This is a genomic window from Levilactobacillus tujiorum (genome assembly GCF_012641185.1).
Taxonomy (GTDB): domain Bacteria; phylum Bacillota; class Bacilli; order Lactobacillales; family Lactobacillaceae; genus Levilactobacillus; species Levilactobacillus tujiorum.
Genome location: NZ_JAAXLK010000009.1, coordinates 22,338 through 39,073, shown reverse-complemented (window position 1 = coordinate 39,073; position 16,736 = coordinate 22,338). Strand labels below are relative to the sequence as shown.

At 51.2% G+C, this 16,736-nt stretch carries 15 protein-coding genes; 4 read left to right on the top strand and 11 right to left on the bottom strand.

What is annotated here, in order from left to right; all coding sequences use genetic code 11:
- The first annotated feature begins 96 nt into the window (after nt 1-96).
- From HF569_RS05835 to HF569_RS05825, 3 genes are read left to right on the top strand one after another with little or no spacing between them, the layout of a single operon-like run.
- Nucleotides 97-471 carry a GntR family transcriptional regulator gene (locus tag HF569_RS05835; protein WP_168901674.1) on the top strand — a complete coding sequence of 125 codons (375 nt, stop codon included), beginning with the start codon at nt 97-99 and terminating at the stop codon, nt 469-471.
- On the top strand, nt 464-1,174 hold the full coding sequence (locus HF569_RS05830) for an ATP-binding cassette domain-containing protein (RefSeq protein ID WP_168901673.1): 711 nt from the start codon (nt 464-466) through the stop codon (nt 1,172-1,174). The genes HF569_RS05835 and HF569_RS05830 overlap by 8 nt, the downstream gene beginning before the upstream one ends.
- Complete coding sequence (locus HF569_RS05825) at nt 1,167-1,931, top strand: ABC transporter permease (RefSeq protein ID WP_168901672.1); 765 nt, start codon at nt 1,167-1,169, stop codon at nt 1,929-1,931. The genes HF569_RS05830 and HF569_RS05825 overlap by 8 nt, the downstream gene beginning before the upstream one ends.
- An 88-nt stretch (nt 1,932-2,019) precedes the next feature.
- Here the strand turns inward: HF569_RS05825 and HF569_RS05820 are convergent, their stop codons facing one another.
- The 5 genes from HF569_RS05820 to HF569_RS05800 form a co-directional block, all read right to left on the bottom strand.
- Nucleotides 2,020-3,375 carry a hypothetical protein gene (locus HF569_RS05820; RefSeq protein WP_332870963.1) on the bottom strand — a complete coding sequence of 452 codons (1,356 nt, stop codon included), beginning with the start codon at nt 3,373-3,375 and terminating at the stop codon, nt 2,020-2,022.
- A gap of 143 nt (nt 3,376-3,518) precedes the next feature.
- Nucleotides 3,519-4,181 carry an ABC transporter permease gene (locus HF569_RS05815; RefSeq protein ID WP_168901671.1) on the bottom strand — a complete coding sequence of 221 codons (663 nt, stop codon included), beginning with the start codon at nt 4,179-4,181 and terminating at the stop codon, nt 3,519-3,521.
- A 2-nt stretch (nt 4,182-4,183) separates the two neighbouring features.
- Complete coding sequence (locus HF569_RS05810) at nt 4,184-5,113, bottom strand: osmoprotectant ABC transporter substrate-binding protein (protein WP_168849976.1); 930 nt, start codon at nt 5,111-5,113, stop codon at nt 4,184-4,186.
- A 10-nt stretch (nt 5,114-5,123) separates the two neighbouring features.
- The gene (locus HF569_RS05805) at nt 5,124-5,750 is read right to left on the bottom strand and encodes an ABC transporter permease (protein WP_168849975.1); all 627 of its coding nucleotides are present in this window, start codon (nt 5,748-5,750) and stop codon (nt 5,124-5,126) included.
- A complete protein-coding gene (locus HF569_RS05800) occupies nt 5,747-6,952 on the bottom strand; it encodes a betaine/proline/choline family ABC transporter ATP-binding protein (protein WP_168901670.1) in 1,206 nt (401 codons plus the stop codon). The genes HF569_RS05805 and HF569_RS05800 overlap by 4 nt, the downstream gene beginning before the upstream one ends.
- 445 nt (nt 6,953-7,397) lie before the next feature.
- On the opposite strand from HF569_RS05800, the gene HF569_RS05795 reads away from it, so the two are divergent.
- Complete coding sequence (locus HF569_RS05795; protein WP_168901669.1) at nt 7,398-7,865, top strand: hypothetical protein; 468 nt, start codon at nt 7,398-7,400, stop codon at nt 7,863-7,865.
- Nucleotides 7,866-8,077: 212 nt separating this feature from the next.
- Here HF569_RS05795 and HF569_RS05790 read toward each other — a convergent pair whose 3' ends face one another.
- The 6 genes from HF569_RS05790 to HF569_RS05765 all read right to left on the bottom strand — a co-directional run bounded on the left by HF569_RS05790 (nt 8,078) and on the right by HF569_RS05765 (nt 16,731).
- Nucleotides 8,078-9,301 carry an MFS transporter gene (locus HF569_RS05790; RefSeq protein WP_168901668.1) on the bottom strand — a complete coding sequence of 408 codons (1,224 nt, stop codon included), beginning with the start codon at nt 9,299-9,301 and terminating at the stop codon, nt 8,078-8,080.
- Between the two features lie 149 nt (nt 9,302-9,450).
- Nucleotides 9,451-10,686: an MFS transporter gene (locus HF569_RS05785; protein WP_168901667.1), complete on the bottom strand. Its 1,236-nt coding sequence runs from the start codon at nt 10,684-10,686 to the stop codon at nt 9,451-9,453.
- A 274-nt stretch (nt 10,687-10,960) separates the two neighbouring features.
- A complete protein-coding gene (locus tag HF569_RS05780; protein ID WP_168901666.1) occupies nt 10,961-11,917 on the bottom strand; it encodes a Dyp-type peroxidase in 957 nt (318 codons plus the stop codon).
- Between the two features lie 609 nt (nt 11,918-12,526).
- Nucleotides 12,527-13,696 carry a MalY/PatB family protein gene (locus HF569_RS05775; RefSeq protein ID WP_168901665.1) on the bottom strand — a complete coding sequence of 390 codons (1,170 nt, stop codon included), beginning with the start codon at nt 13,694-13,696 and terminating at the stop codon, nt 12,527-12,529.
- Complete coding sequence (locus HF569_RS05770; protein ID WP_168901664.1) at nt 13,696-14,550, bottom strand: DUF3737 family protein; 855 nt, start codon at nt 14,548-14,550, stop codon at nt 13,696-13,698. The genes HF569_RS05775 and HF569_RS05770 overlap by 1 nt, the downstream gene beginning before the upstream one ends.
- A gap of 108 nt (nt 14,551-14,658) precedes the next feature.
- Nucleotides 14,659-16,731 (bottom strand): glycosyltransferase family protein, encoded by a 2,073-nt coding sequence (locus HF569_RS05765; protein ID WP_168901663.1) that lies wholly within the window; start codon nt 16,729-16,731, stop codon nt 14,659-14,661.
- Nucleotides 16,732-16,736 lie beyond the last annotated feature (5 nt).

Sequence of the window (16,736 nt, the reverse complement as noted above, 5' to 3'; positions counted from 1 at the left end):
AGGAATAGCCGCAGAAATGCGGCTTTTTATATTGCCAAATTTATTTAATGATGTTATAGTGTACTAGTAAAATATAACACTAGGAGGTGGCCGATCGTGAAATTTGACGATAAGGTCCCCATTTACTACCAAATCAAAAATTATCTTTATCATGAAATGATAACCGGTCAGCTTAAGCCGGGTGGTAAATTACCCGCAGTACGACAGCTAGCCGTTGATTTGACGGTGAACGTCAATACCGTTCAGCGGGCACTCGGCGAAATGATGACGGCGGGAATCATCACGTCGCAGCGGGGAAAAGGGAACTTTGTGACGACGGAGACGACCCGAATTACGCAGTTGAAGGAGAAGTTAGTCATGGAAGAACTGGAGCGGGCTTACGAGCAGCTACACGCACTGAATTTAACAGATGATGAAATTATCGTGGGGTTAAAACAATATATTGCGCAAAGGGGGCAACGGAATGACTAATGTTTTAGCAATTGATCACGTCGGTTACAAGCACAACTTTAAAACTATTCTGCACGATGTCGACCTCACCCTTGAACCCGGGAAAATTGTCGGGCTGTTGGGCGAAAATGGTGCTGGTAAAACAACGCTGATGCGGTTGATCACTGGTGGCGCTAAGGGGTCCGGCACAATTGCGGTGTGTGGGGACACCCAAGCAGCCCATCACCGGAGCCACGTCAGTTTTACGGAACAGCTACGCGGCTTTTCGGCCAGTACTCGGGTGGAACAGGTCGCCAGTTTTTATCGGACGGTCTATGCGGACTTTGACGGTGCCCGCTTTGAAGAGCTGGTCACGTTTTTACAGATTGACACCAGCCTAAAGATTGCGGCGTTATCCAAGGGGATGAAGGAAAAAGTGATCATTGCCCTCACGTTGGCTCGTCAGGTGAACCTCTACTTGTTGGACGAACCGTTTAGCGGGATCGACAGCATGAGTCGCAAGCGTATTATCAGTAGTATTCTCAAATGGAAGCCGGCTGACGCGACAATGGTCATCAGTGATCACTACGTTTCCGAGATTGCCCCCATCCTAGACGAAGTTGTGATTGTTAAGGATCAAACGGTTTACGCCCATCAGGCGGCTGATGATATTCGAGCAGAATTTGGCGTTGGAATTGAGCGTTATTATGAAAGTCTATACGAGGGGAGCGGTCAACGTGACTAGTTTTAAGGCGTTATTTAAGGTAATGAGTCGGGGCCGTTTTCGGTTAATGAACTGGGTGATTCTAGCAGAACTGGCCGTCATAGCAGCAACCTTGTTGTGGGGATTTGCGAGTGATGGCATCGAGCATGGTGATACCTTCTGGGTCACCCTGGCGTGGTCAATGGTGGCCTTCACGGTTGCCTTTATCCTGTTGTCCGTGCGGATGGAACGCGTTTACACCCGCGATACTTATCGACTCCTGCCACTGGGCGAAACGAAACTCTACTTAACGGACTTGTTGTCATCGGTCGTCATGTTTGTTTACTTTGGCGTTATTCAATGTGGACTTTACTTGATCACCGAGGCGATTGACAATCGTTATTTGATGACGCTACTGCAAGCGGTTGGCGGGCCGCACTACACCACGGGCCAAGCGTTTAAGGTAGCGACTGGACTCGTGGCGCTGGGACTGGCACTCCTCATTCTGGGGTGGACGACCATCTCGTTAGTTCATTTGGTGATTAGTGCCACCAACAACTTCCTGCCAAATACGAGCCGCCGGTTAATCAATGTCATTTTATACGTCGTTGTGATTCTCCTGGTCATTCGGATCACCGGTTTTCTGTTCCATGAAGTCAATAATTTAGGCCAGCTCATCGCGGGTGGTGTGACTGCTCAATTCATGATTAATATTGGCGGTGCGCTAGTGATCGCCGCGATTGAAGCGGTTCTGAACATCGTTCTGCTCAAGAAGTGGGTTGAAACCATTCCTAACTAGAGCGGCAATCAGCAAATAGAAGTAAAAGACAGGCCACCGCGTGGGGGCCTGTCTTTTGTCGTGGTGGGAACAGATTGGGAAAGCCAATTTAGCCTTCTTTAGACTGGATGGCTTGTTTCTCAGTGGGCAGTGAGTGAAGATTACCGATGGAAATTAGCAAGGAGACGAAGACCAGCGGCCAGCTCAGACCGTAAAAATAAAGGTTGAAATGACCGGTGTCACTAGGCTTGAAGAAGTCCAACAAGGACAAGTGGGTTCCCGCGCTAACGGCAACCAATAGGCCAAACATGACCAGTTGGCAGAGCAGACCGCCATACGTCGAGAAGCGATATTTGTGAATAATGGCGCTATCGGCATCAATGCTGTCTAGGCCGTAAAGGGTCTCGTTAATCGTGGGATTGTCGTAGCCCACGTAGAGGGTGATGAGCAACAACCCCAGTAGGTAGCTTCCTACCCAGGGAATGAGTAGCAGAAGCTGGCCAGCCATCAGACTGACGAGACTGTACTGACGGGCTTTGTGCGGCCGATGATGCCCCAGTAGGGTAAAGACCGTGTGACCCGTCTCAAATCCCACTAGGTAGACCCCAAAGACGGCGTACATCCCCGCATTTCCCAAGTAGAAGTAGGCGAAGAAGCTGTTGAATAGAAGAACGAGGCTGACTAAGAATCCCCGGTTCAGTAGGCGCATTTTAAAACTGGGTAGCACGTGCCAGTCGGCAATGAGTTCGACAATTAAGATGATCAGTGCCGCACCAATGATGGTGAGGGTGATCCAACTGGGGAGGATAACGGTCGCTTTACGAAGTGTGGTGAGGACGGCCAGTACGCCGAAGAAGACGAGCGATAGAATCCAGCGCCATGTCTGAGATAGGCCGTGGACTTGGTGCGGAGCGCTACGATAAAAATCACTGGTAAAGTTGTTCAGTAGGAGGCCTCCGGGTAAAGCCGCTAGATAGAGCCCGCCCAGCAGGATGAAGGTTAAGGTGTAATTGAACTGCGCCAGAATATCGGCGCCGATAATGAGGCCCAGCAGCGCAAAGATTAACCAGTAGAGCCGCTTCATTTTAAAATTAGCCGTGTGGGTCAGGTGGAGTTTGACGGTTAGAAAGTACGGCCAAATGGTGGCGGCACTGTAGCCCCACAGCAGGCTACCGACCACTAACCAACCCAGTTGACTGGTGAACGCAAAGATCAGGCTACCGGCCGCCCCGAGCGTGAGACTCAAGATCAGGTAAGTGCTCGACTTGAGGTTGAGTCGCTTAGTGTAAAAGATGCTGGCAGCTCGGGAAATATAAAAAGCGACCAATGCCATCAGGTAGGTCTCGCTCTGAGTCTGTTGCCACATGGCTAGAATTAGCACGTAGGGGAGCATGATCCCAATATTGGCCAGAAAATTTAACGTCCCGACTGAAAAGTCGATGGCGATTTGATTCGCGCGTTTCACGGGAAGAATCCCTCTTTCGTTTACAGTTTATTTTAGTATACCAAAGTTTGACAGAATGGTTGGTCGCCGAGCTTAGCGATTTTGGCCAAATAAATAGAGCTGGCAAATGACTGCCAGCTCTATTTTTCAGTTAAGTTTAAGCACTAATTCTCCGAAGACGTCTTTGGCGTCAACCGTTTTTCGATAAAGGATAGAACCAGGTCGGTGATGATGGCCATCAAAGCGGTTGGTAAGGCCCCGGCTAAGATGATCGCCCCACCATTAGTGGCGTTGGTCCCCCGAACGATGATATCGCCCAGGCCACCGGACCCAATGAAGGATCCGATGACGGTAATCCCGATACCAAGGACTAAGGCATTTCGGATACCGGCGATGATCACGGATAACGATAAGGGAATCCGAATCGTCTTCATGATTTGAAAACGAGTCATTCCCATCCCCTTACCGGCGTCGAGAACGTCTTGGTCAACGCTCAACATCCCCGTGTAAGTGTTTTTCACAATTGGGAGTAGGGAGTAGAGAAAGACGGTGGCAATCACCGTATTTTGCCCTAAGCCCAAGCCCAACATCAGAATTGACAGCATCGCCAGGGAAGGGATGGTCTGAATGACGTTGGCAATCCCAATAATGAGTGGGGAAAGCTTCCGGTTCTGTGAGATCCAGATCCCGATCGGAATACCCACGATCGCGCCGAACAGCACCCCGTAGATTGAAACGAGAAACGTTTGGTTAAATTGACTGAGAACGTACATCCCGTTGTGCGAGAAGTAATAAATTAATTGATTGAAAAGTCCCATGTCTTTCATGCCTAGTTCCCCCCTTCAAAGTAGTGGTGTTGCTTCAAGAAATCGGTGGCCACGGTTTGTGGTTCTTCCAATTGATCATCAACCTTATAGTTCAGCTCTTGCATGGTCTTCAAAGAAATCTTGCCGACCAAGCGGTTCAAGACAGACTTTAATTCAGGGTGTTGCTTCAAGATAGCATCGGTAGCGACTGGACTCCCATCATAAGGTGGGAAGAAGTTCCGGTCATCCTTCAAGATGGTAAGGTCATAACTGCCGACCCGACCATCGGTGGAGTACCCTAGAATGGCATCCATCTTACCCGCGGAAAGGGCATCGTAAAGTAACCCAACCTGCATCGGATAAACGGTGCCGAAGCTAAAGCCGTAGTCCTTCTGGAAGGCAGGATAGCCATCCCCAGGACGGTTTTGCCAGATTTGGTCAATGCCGACACGCATGTTAGGCGCCAGCTTCTTCAGGTCGCTGACCGTCTTTAAGTGGTGTTTCTTGGCGTAACTCTTCTTAACCATCCACGCGTAAGTATCGGCGAACCCGTAAGTTTTGAAATAAGTCATGTGATAACGATCCTTAAACTCTTGGGTAACGGTCGACTTAACCTTGGCGGGATCACGTTCGAATTTTTCATTCAGAACGGTTGTTAAATCGGTCCCGTTGAAGCGAATGGAAGAAATATCAGCGTTGTCGTTCTTTAAGGCGTTAAAACTAACATTTCCGGAACCGAGGTTATTGATAATAGTTGAATCGAGGTCGGTGTAGTGGCCGATCATGCCTTGAATCATATAAGCCATGATCTGCTGCTCGGTCGTGTTTTGCGACGCGATTCGGACGGTATTGTTGCCAGAACCACTCAGACCGGGAAGACTACAGCCCCCGAGGGGTAAGAGCACGATGACTAACAGGAGTCCGGCTAGCCATTGACGTAAATGTTTTCGCATGACGGACCTCCTATCGTAATTGCCGTGGTGTCACGGTGTTTTCCAATTTACCTAACAAATAGTCGACGATTAAGGCAAGCAAAATAACGGGAATGGACCCACCCAAGATTAGATCTGAGCGGTAGAGGTTCAAACCGTTAAAGATGAAGTCACCTAGACCACCGGCACCAATATAAGAAGCCAGCGTTGCCCATGCAATGACGTAGGTCGCGGACAGGCGAATCCCGGACATAATCACGGGAGCGGCCAAAGGAATCTCGGCGCGAATCATGGATTGCCACCAGGTCATCCCCATCCCTTTCGCGGCGTCCCGGACAGTGGGGGAAACGCCCTCCATGCCCAAGTAAGTGTTACGCAGGATTGGCAACAGAGAGTAGATGAACAGCGCCACAATGGCTGGCGTGGACCCAATCCCGAAGATGGGAATCATCATGGCTAATAGGGCCATGGCTGGGATAGTCTGCAGTACACCGGCAAGCGTGATCACCGCGTTGGCACCGTGCTTCATCCGCGTGAGTAGAATTCCCAGGGGCACTGCGACAATGATCCCTAAGAGCAGGGCCGCAGCCGAAATGTAAAGGTGTTGGCCGGTCTTATCGATCATCTGCATGCCATAAACTTGTAAGAAGTGAATCATTGTGATGATTCGCCCCCTTCATGAGTTGCGGCAGCGTGAATGTCGGCATTAATTGGTGAAGCGGGTTCTTCATCGGTCGCTGGTGCACCACGTAAGGCATCGTAAACGATATCAACTAACGCGGTTCTAGTGACGATACCGACCAAATGCTTCTTGGCGTCGACAACGGGAACGTTTTTAACCCCCTGTTTCAGAATCCGATCAACCGTGTCGCCGATCAAGGCGTTGGCTTGGACGTAGAAGACCTCTTTATTCGTAAAACGACTGACCGGCGTCGTGGCGTCCGTGATCCGGTTAATGTCATCCAAATCAACGTAGCCTTGAAGGACGTCGTCTGCGTCCGTAACCAGCAGCGTATCCACTCGCCGTTCATGCATGAGGTCGATAGCGTCATCCAATGTTTTGTCAGGGGTAATCGCTGCTGGGTTCTTCAACATGATCTGACTAACGGAGAGGATGTTCGGTTGCGCTCTAATCAGGCGTTCTTCCCCAATCAAGTTAGTCACGAACTCGTTGGCAGGATGCCGGAGAATGTTTTCCGGTGTGTCTACCTGAACTTGCTTCCCGTGGCTCATGATGACCACGCGAGTAGACAAATGGAGAGCTTCATCCATGTCGTGAGTCACGAAGATAAAGGTCTTGCCCAGATCTTCTTGCAAATGTTTGACCAAGTCCTGCAGGGATTCCCGCGTGATGGGGTCCAATGCCCCAAAGGGTTCGTCCATCAGAATGATTTCTTGGTCAGCCGCGAGGGCCCGAACGACCCCGATCCGTTGTTGCTGCCCACCAGAAAGCTCACCAGGGTAGCGTTGCAGCATTTCCTCTGGCAATTGGGCCAAGTTGATCATTTTTTTAGCTTGTTCGGCACGTTTTTCTTTGGACCAGCCCAGTAACTTAGGGACGATCTCAATGTTTTCTTGGATGGTCATGTGCGGCATCAGCCCGATATTTTGAATAACGTAGCCAATGGAGCGCCGTAGCTTGACAGGATCCATCTGGGAGATATCCTCACCATCAATCTTGATGGTTCCCGAAGTCTGGTTGAGCATGCGATTGATCATCCGCATGGTCGTGGTCTTTCCTGAACCAGACGTTCCGATGAAGGAGATAAATTCCCCGCGGTCGACTTGTAAGTTGAAGTCGTCAACGGCAATTTTACCATTGGGATATTCCTTACGTAGATGTTCCATTGAAAGTAGCATAGATTAACCTCCTGTGTAATGGTGTCACACTTCTGTAAAAGTGCCAGAAATATAAAAGAACGATCGGCATGCCAAAGCGGCACACGCAAGGTGAGACAATTTGGAATCCGATCGTATTTGGTTAAATGGGTGTTGATTAACATAGTTATTGTACACGATTTACGCGTATTTTCCAAAAGAAAACTATTGCCGGTGTTGATAATCCGCGGGTGTGTAACAGCTTACTTGGTGATTAGACTCACGGCTGACCACCGGCTGCTTTTTTTCGGCCCGTCACCAATTTAAGCATAACATACCTAGCGTTCTTTTTAATAAGGAATGACTTATTGAGGAGAAAAGGGTGGGCCTAAAATTAAATTGGCTAAATTAAAAAAAGAGGTTGCCTTAGACTTACTCTAACCCAGTATAATCTTTTTATCAGTTAAATCGAAAGGAAGTTATGAACTTGAAACGAATACTGATTGCTGGACCGTTAGACGCTGCGAGCCAGACCTTTGTTCGCCAGCTTAGTGCGGACCCCACCCTTAATTTAACCGTTTATACGCCTAGCCAAGTGACGCTCCCTGAGGCCGTCACGGGTTTCACTGAGGAAGCCTTGGATGAAGGCGGTCTGAGCGCCGCTATGCTCGATCAGGACCTGGTCGTCGCTTTAGCCCCAACCATTCATCTGGTCGAGACGGTCAAAACCGTGGTGACGGCTGCCCGTGCCGTCATGATTCCCAGAGTATTGGTGAGCCGAACCGATGAGATGGAGGGCTTGCCTCGAGACGTCCGAGCCGCTCGGCAATTGTTGTTAACGGCGGGAATGACCACTGACTTGGTCGAAGGACTGGGCAGTCTGAGGGCCTTACTGGGCGTCATGCCAGCTCCAGCTGAAGTTGATCCGCTATTTGATGCGCGGGTTGCGGGCTAAAGTGGCTACATTGGGCCCAGCTAGAGACATTTAAGGGCCTGGGATAAGAGCCCCAGACCCATTTCTATATCCAAATTTACATTGTCGAAACGTGCGCTAGAAGGCGGCTGGTTCCGCTTAAAACTGCTAACCAAACAATCTAGACCCGGGATTATTCGGTTATCAGCCTTAGTGCTCGCCAGCTAATCGCCTTTTATCCCACTCTCTTTACGTTAAGCCGTGGCTGGACGCCTGATTTCCGGGGCTAGCCACCAGAGCAGGGCTAGGTTGAGTAGCATTAGTAGCGCGGTTGAGAAGAAGACAGCGTTGTAATTAAAGATGCCGGCGAGCCAACCGCCGAGTAGGGCGCCCAACATGTTACCAATTGATTGAAACGATTGATTCCAACTGAAGACCGTGGATGTCAGGGCCACGGGCGTATTTTTAGTAAGTAGTGTCTGAATCTCCGGGAACAGCGCCCCGTCAGAAATACCGATCATAAAGCGTAGTATCCCCAGTAACCAGACGCTGGTCACGAATCCTTGTGGGAAGTACATGATGGTCGCGAAGATGTAGCCGAAGAGTAGGACGCGACCGGAGCCGTGGTGGTCACCGTAGCGACCGAGCCGCGGGGCAGCGATGATGTTAGAAATTCCTGGTAAGGCTGCTAAAATACCGGCAACAATGGTGATCGGTCCCACGTTGTGCATGAGTTCTTTGACGTACAGACTAATAATTGGTGAGATTGACGTATTGCCGAACTGAACGAACATGGTGGAACTTAGCAGTAAGACAATGAGTTTTAGGTTGGGCACAGCCATAAGGCGATTGGTGCGTTTGGCCGCGTGCGTGGGTTTAGGTGCTGGTTTGAAATCTTCTTTAACGAGGACCCAACTGAGGACGAAGGTCGTCAGAAGTAGGGTGGCCGTCACAAAGAAGGTCATGCGAATGGAGAAGATTTGGGCGAGCACGCCCCCGACGATGGGTCCCAGCAGATTACCGCTAGTGCCGCCAGTGGTGAGGGTGCTTAGCGCGGCCCCGGAATATTTACGCGGCGTCTGCGCAGCAATCAATGCTTGGGCGTTGGGGATGTATCCGGCGAAGACCCCTTGTAAGGAGCGCAGAGCGATGAGTTGCCAGACGTGCGTCGCTAGGCCCATGAGTCCCATGGCAACGGCAATCCCCAGCGATGTGCGTAGCAACATGAGCTTGCGGCCCTTGCGATCGGCGACCATGCCCCACAGCGGTGCGGCGATGGCGCCAACGAAAAAATCAGCGGCGTAGACGAGGCCGCTGTACATGGTGACTTGTGCTTTGGTGTAATGACCGAGACTGCTCACGTAGAGTGAAAGAAACGGCATGATTTCGCTGAAAGCCATGCCAACGATAAACGAACAGAACCACAGAATGTGGAGGTTCCGCCGCCAGAGAGTCTGCGTCTCTTGGGCATCATCCACAATGGGTCAACTCCTTAGTTGAACATAAAAAAATTGCTGATATTGTCATCAACATACCGCGCAAACCGCGAAACGTCAATGACTATCAGCAATTTTTTTGCGCTCGCACCAGTTAATTAACCGTGAAATACGGGGCGGTTAGTCGTCCATTAATCGTTGGCAACCTGAATCTGGGGCTTGCGAATTTCTGGGACGAGCCACCAGACCAGGGCAAGGTTGATGAGCATCAATAGGGCAGTCGAGATGAAAACGGCATTGTAATTGAAGATACCGGCGATCCACCCGCCGAGCAAGGATCCCAGCATGTTGCCAATGGACTGGAAGGACTGATTCCAGCTAAAGACCGTTGACGTTAATTCCACGGGGGAGTTCTTGGTCAACAGCGTTTGAATTTCGGGGAACAGTGCGCCATCCGAAATCCCAATCATGAAGCGTAGGATTCCGAGCATCCAGACACTGGTGACGAACCCTTGCGGTAGGTACATGATGGTGGCGAAAATGTAGCCAAACAGGAGGACCTTACCGGAACCGTGATGATCGCCGTAGCGGCCTAACCGTGGTGCGGCAATAATGTTAGAGATCCCCGGTAGTGCGGCGATAACCCCGGCGACCACGGTAATGGGGCCCACGTTGTGCATGAGTTCTTTGACATACAAACTGATAATAGGAGAGATCGAAATATTCCCAAACTGAACGATAAGAGTCGATGAAAGCAAGACCAGGATCAGCTTAGGGTTAGGAAAGGCCGCCAGCGGGTTGTGGCTGTGCTGCCCGCTCTGGTGCTGGCTGACTGGCTTAAATTGTTCTTCCACAAAGACCCAGCTCATGAAGAAGGTGAGTAGGAGTAACCCCGCCGTGATGAAGAAGGTGAGGCGAATGGAGAAGATTTGCGCGAGCACCCCACCGATGACGGGTCCCAGCAGCATCCCACTGGTCACCCCGGTCATCAAGGTGCTGAGCGAAGACCCAGAATGTTTGCGTGGCGTTTGTGAGGCAACTAATGCTTGTGCGTTAGAAATGAAGCCGGCAAAGACGCCTTGTAATGCTCGTAAGGCCACGAGTTGCCAGACGCTAGTGGCAAAGCCCATCAGGCCCATAGCGGCTGCCGTTCCTAATGACGACCGGAGCAACATGAGCTTACGGCCCTTGCGATCGGCAACCATGCCCCATAGTGGCGAAGCAATGGCGCTAACGAAGAAATCCGCAGCGTAGACTAAGCCACTGTACATGGTAACCTGTGATTTGGTGTAGTTACCAAGGCTACTGATATATAAAGATAAGAAGGGCATGATTTCACTAAAAGCCATCCCCGCGACGAACGTACAGAACCAGAGAACTCGGAGATTACGGCGCCAAGGTCCCTGTTCTCTTTCAGCTTCGTCCAAAATGAGTCAACTCCTTAGGGTCTAGATTGACTGGTAAGATTACCCCGGTAATGCAGACCAGTCGAGATTAAATTCTTAATAGCAACCCCACTAACATACCCTCTTAAGCGTGAAAGGTCAATTTTTAGGACTTATTTGTATGCGCTCGCAATGGTTTAACCGAGGGAGTCAGGTTATGATTCTAAAATATTTCTGGTAGGACGACCCCTGGATATTTGGTGCGTAGAAAGGGCCTGAGACGGTGGTCCCAGGCCCTTCGATAGGTTTAAATTGATTATTCTACCGGAAACAATTCGCCAGCTGCGATGCGTTCCAGCAGAAGACGGGAAGGAATGAAGAAGGCGTTACCGGTAACCGGCGTGCTGAAGTCCAGCAGGCGATCACTCTTAGTGAACATATTCTCTAACATACGTTGGGTCACTGTGAAGTGGCGCGCGTAACCGATGAAGTAGGTGCCGGCAATGCCTTTACCTGGTTCGCCGTAAGGAACGTTCATGCGGACAATCTTGTGTTCGATGCCGTTGTCATTGTCTTGTGAGGCTAGGTTGTGGGCGTTAGGTAACTTTTCCTCGTCGTCTAACTCACGATCGGTAAATTTATGCCGACCGATTGCCTTTTCTTGGTCCCCAGTCTCTAGGGCATTCCAAGCATCCATGTTGTGCGTGTATTTCTGAGCGAAAGCGTAGGAACCATTGACGAATTCAGGATCTTCATCGCCAATCAGCGCGTATTGGGTTGCGTCGCCAGCGGCTGGATTTTCAGTGCCGTCGATGAATCCAATGATGGCCCGGCCTTCAAAGTAGCGGAATCCCTGCGTTTCGTCCACGACGGTGGTCCAGTCACGTAAAAATTCGCGGGCTTGGTCCATGACTTCGTAGACGACGGCCCGTTCCTTGGCGCGGACGTGTAGAAATAAGTCGCCAGGGGTTGCCGGAGCGGTGTACCGCGGACCCTTGATTGGGGTAAAGTCGACGAGTTCTTTGGGTTGACTGGCGGTCGGAAAGAGTAAGCGCCAGGCGGTAGCGCCAAAGCCAAAGGCAACTTTTAGGTGGGCGTCGGGGTACCGAATCGCCATGCTACGTTGAATGGCGGCGAGGCGATCGGCAAATTCGGCCAATGCGTCGCGGTCCTTGGTAATATCGGTCTGGTCGATGAGATACGTGGTGAATTGAATGTTGTCACCGGCATCGCGATATACATCTTGTGCAGCTGCAGGATTAATCATCGTCATGTGAATGCCTCCTCATGGTGTGGACAAAATATCGTTATCACCAGTATACCAAGTGAGGGGGCAAAGGTTGGCGGGGATGCTTGTGAATGCCGGAAAAGTTATGTGGCCTGTAAAACAGCGAAAGTAGCTTTGTGAGGATAATGAAAGTTTGAGGAACGATTTATTTTCGTTTGGTGCTTAGGCAACATGGATAAAACTGCCGCCTTATCGTTCGCCGAATTTGAGCTGGAGCGCTGTGGGGAGGACGGTCCGAGCCATAGAGCGGTCTCGAACCTCGCTTTGAGCCGAGGATCACGTCTCAAAGACGCCATTTACCAAGCAAATCACTTGGTAAATCCCACGGCTGAGCTCAAATTTGGCTCACTCACGGCTACGTTGAGGTCATCCACTACTACCGAATATCGCCGTTTCATCTGTTCAAGTCAGCCTAGAGTTCAACGACTACCTTTAACCGCAGGCGGAATCTCTGCCAGCCGCAGGTGACTGGTTTCAGTCCGTAATCCCTGCTACATCAAGTGTTGATAACAAATTTCGCCATTTCCAACCTTTAGGTGGCGACACAAAAGCCCAGCTGTAATCACAACGGCTGGGCTTAAAAAATAGAATGAATTAGTGAGACTGTTGGAAATCTTCAACGCCGGCCACCAGACGGTTCAACCCATCCTGAAGGCGTTCAGCCGGGCAAGCCACGTTGATGCGGACAAAGTCGTGACCGTCGCCACCGTAGACGGAACCGGCAGTGATGAAGAGACCGGTCTTTTGCCGGATGAACGTGCAGAGTGCCGTGGTGTCACTGGTTACGGCGGTGCAGTCAATCCAGACTAAATAGGTAGCGTGTCCCGTGATGACGTGAAGTTGGGGCAACTTTTGTTGAATAACTTGGGTTAGGGCCTGCTTGTTGGCGGTGATCTGAGCATTCAGCTCGTGGACCCATTCGGCACCGGTCGTGTAGGCAGCGATACTACCATCAATGGCAAACGCATTCGGTTCGGCCAATTCGTCCGTATTGATGCCGCGGTCAACGATATTACGCAGATTTTCATTAGGAACAATGAGGGTTGCGGCGTGTAGCGCGGCCACGTTGAAGGTCTTGCTAGGCGAAACCGCGGTAATGCTGTTCGCGGCGTTAACCGAGCTAGCGGATGCGAACGGCGTGTAGCCATAACCGGTTTCAGTAATGTCACCGTGAATTTCATCGGCAAAGACAACGACGTGATTGGCCGCAGCCAATTCGCCAATCCGAGTCAGTTCAGCGCTGGTCCAGATCTTGCCCACGGGGTTGTGCGGATTGCAGAGAATCATCATGGTCGTTAACGGCTCCGCCAGCTTGGCTTCCAGATCGGCCCAGTCAATGCTGTACTGACCGTCGTGGTAGCGCAGGTCACTTGATAAAACGTGGCGACCGTTATTGACGATAGAATTATAGAAGATGTTGTAGACGGGAGCCTGCACTAAAACGTTGTCGCCAACGTGGCTAACGCGCCGAACAGCGGAAGAAATAGCGGGAACAACACCGGTCACAAAGCGCATCCAGTCTGTGTCGGGTGTCCAGTCATGTTCGGTTGCGTACCAGTGCTGAACAGCGTCAAAGTAAGCTTGCGGCACTTCTTCGTAGCCAAAGATCCCGGTGTCCGCCTTGCGTTTGATCGCATCCACGATTCCGGGCGCGGTCCGGAAGTCCATATCCGCGACCCACATGGGGAGTTCGTTAGCGGCAACGTCCCATTTAACGGAATTAGTGTGACGACGATCAATCATTTCAGAAAAATTGTAATGCATTATGCAGAAGCCTCCTGAGTGGTGGTAATGATAGTCTGACGAGCGTCAATGGCGGGGTCGTCGAAGATCACCTTGCCGATCCCTGGTGCGGTAATTCTACCATTAATAGGATTCTTCACGCTATCAATCGTGGTGTTGATGGTGGCGTCGATATCGGAACAGTACTCAAATGCCAAATCGGTATTGATTAGTGAACAGTTCTTCATTGTCAGATGGTCGACGTAACAGAGCCCCTGATCACTTTCTAACCAACAGTTGACGAACGTAATGTTCTTGGTGTTCCAGGCGAGGTATTCGCCGATAATGGTGGAGTCGTAGATAGTCACGTTATCGCAATTCCAGAACGCGTCGTGCGTGATGAAGGTTGAATTGTGAACTTCGACGTTTTTGCTGCCGTCAAACGCGTAGTTTCCATTGATGGTCAGATTGCGAGCCACGACGTTTTCACTGTTCATACCGAAGTAATCTCCAGTTGCCGTGACGTTATCTAGGGTTACATCCTGACACCACCAGAGTGTTTCGCCGGCATTGGAAAAGGTAACGTCGTCCAAATGGATGTCTTGGGCGTGCCGAAAGGTCTTAGTGGCCCGGACGGCACTGTGGGCCATGGTCAGATCACGTGTGTACCAGATACCAGCGTGGGCGTCCGGTTGCCAGGTGGTGTGGTCGAGGTTGGCGTGGTTGGTGTACCATAATGGATATTTCCATTTGAAGATCGTGTGGTCAATGGCAAGGTTGCGCCCGTGTTTTAACGGTGATTCGCCGTCAACAAAGGTACTATTAGTAATGTGAAGATCGTGGCCTTGGAATAGTGCCCGTTCTCCCGTTAAAGTTTGTTGGTTAATTTCTCTCAAAATGTTGACTCCTTTATCTGGTTCTAGAGTTTCGCTGGGCTAAATTCGCCTATGTTTCCATTCTAGTACCTTAGAGCTGCTCAAAGGCAAGGAATTTGGTTATCTTTTTTAAATCTGTTGGCGATACCAGTAAAAGCGGTCAATAATGAGCAAGCCGCCCAACCAGATGGCACCGATGATGAGCCAGAGCTTAGTTGGAGAAAGGATGGGGCCCGCGCTGTGCTGATTGACGAAGAAACGGAGATATTGATGCGGATGACCCACTAGTGCCTGAGGCAATAACGGATAGGTCGCCGGCGCGGTGACTAACGGTTGCTTCTGGGTCCCCATTGCCGTTATTGAGAGGGAATAGTGTCCGGCTGGCATCAGCGGAATGGTTTGCGTCAGTGAAATTTGTCGGCCGTGAGACTGCCAAACACGCTGACCAGCACGGTTACGCAGGACAAGTTGCCCAGTGAAGGCCTTGCCATTGTTGATGACCAGTTGATCAAAGGGCAGGGGCGCCGTAAATGGTTGGGTCAGGGACTGTTGCGCGGTAAGACGTAACCGGTGGTTCTGATAGTAGCGCCCTTCGTTTTGACTCACGACGCTGATGGGGTGGTTTTGTGGCTGGGTGAATAATGCGGCGTTCTGCCATGCGCCTAGCCCTAGTGCCAGGGTGAAACCAGCCGCGAGCCCTAGGGGAAGCCAACGGGTACGCTGCGACCAGCGAAGTAAGTTGAGGGGTTGTCGGTACCCGGCCGCCGTCCCCGCAATCAACAGGGGCAGTAGTGGGAGAGCGTAACGTTCTTCTGTTTCCCAGAAGATAATGTGAAAACAAGCGAGGCCCAAGATGAAGAGACCGCCAAGAAGGTAGCCGGTGTGAATCTTACGCCGCCGGATCTGTTGCAGTCCCCAACCGCAATTGACAATGAGTAATGCCAAATAGTTGATTTGACACCAGTTAGCCAGCAGCCAGTCGGTGGTGTTTCGGTGCTGGCGGTACCAAGTTGGCGCGTGATCGTAGGCTGGTGAAATTTGAAAGCTGTCGAAGGTCCCAGTGGCTAAGAAGAGCCGAGCCTTACGGTAAAGGTGAAGCAGGATGCCGCTGGGACCCATCTCGTTCAGGTAGTGCCGGAGATTGGACTCGGCACGGGCTTTCTTGGCGGCCGCTGAAGGTTGACGAATAATCTGGGTAGCATCGTGGCGGTTGTATTCGCCGTGGTTGGCGGGATTCCAGCTCATAGCAATCCAACTGGTGGTGGGCAATGCTTGGCTGGTGTTGGGTTGGTAACCGAATGCGCGCTGAGTCTGATGGCTGAGCCCAATGCCCCCCGCCAGGAGACCGACGATCAGGACCGTCACGCCGCTACGCATGAGTAGGGGATGAGCCGCAGTTAGCGGTAACAGCCAGATAACCAGCACGACGGCGATGATGAGCACAATGAAGTTGGCCTTTAGAAGATATGCAACGGTCAAAATGAGGCCTAGGCCGACTGTATTGGGCAGGATCTGTCGCCAGGTCTGGGCTTTCAGTAGATGGCGGACTAACACAACGGTCATGAGGCCGGCCGGTAAAACGAAAGTATCGCTATAGGTGTTGAGCGCGTACGCATACAGTGGCACGGTGCCGATCAGAATACTGAGAAATAACTGTCCCCGCGCCGGATTCTTGCGGTTAAGTTCGCGCCAGGCCAGCCACAAGCCGCAGTCTAGCCAAATGAATTGAACGAGATTAAGCCAAAGCCCTAGGTGGTGCGGTCCCACCACCCATCGGCCTAATTTGAGGAGCGCGCTGAGCAATATAGTGAAGCTAACATTGTTGGGATAGGTGGAAAAATAAGGCGCCCAGTGCCGAGAAACGGCCATGAGGTCTAGTGCCTGCTGGTGAACGAAGTAAAGGTCGGCCCGGGGAGCGGCGACCCAGTTGACCGCAACGATGATTTGGATGAGCAATAAGATGCCCCATAAAATCCCGTTGAGGGGGCGGTGAGCCTGGGCTGGCAGACGATGGAACCAGCGAAAGATGAGGCCCATGCCGCCAAGATAGACCCCGGTCGCTAGGAGGATGACGAGGGGGGAGAGCCAGTCATGGTCGGTTCGAAAGGTGACCGGAGCAAAACTAGCCAAGACGGCAGTGAGCAAAAATATTAAGCTAATGAGGCCGCACAGCAAGGTGGTCAGGCGTGTTCGAACCGACATGAGAC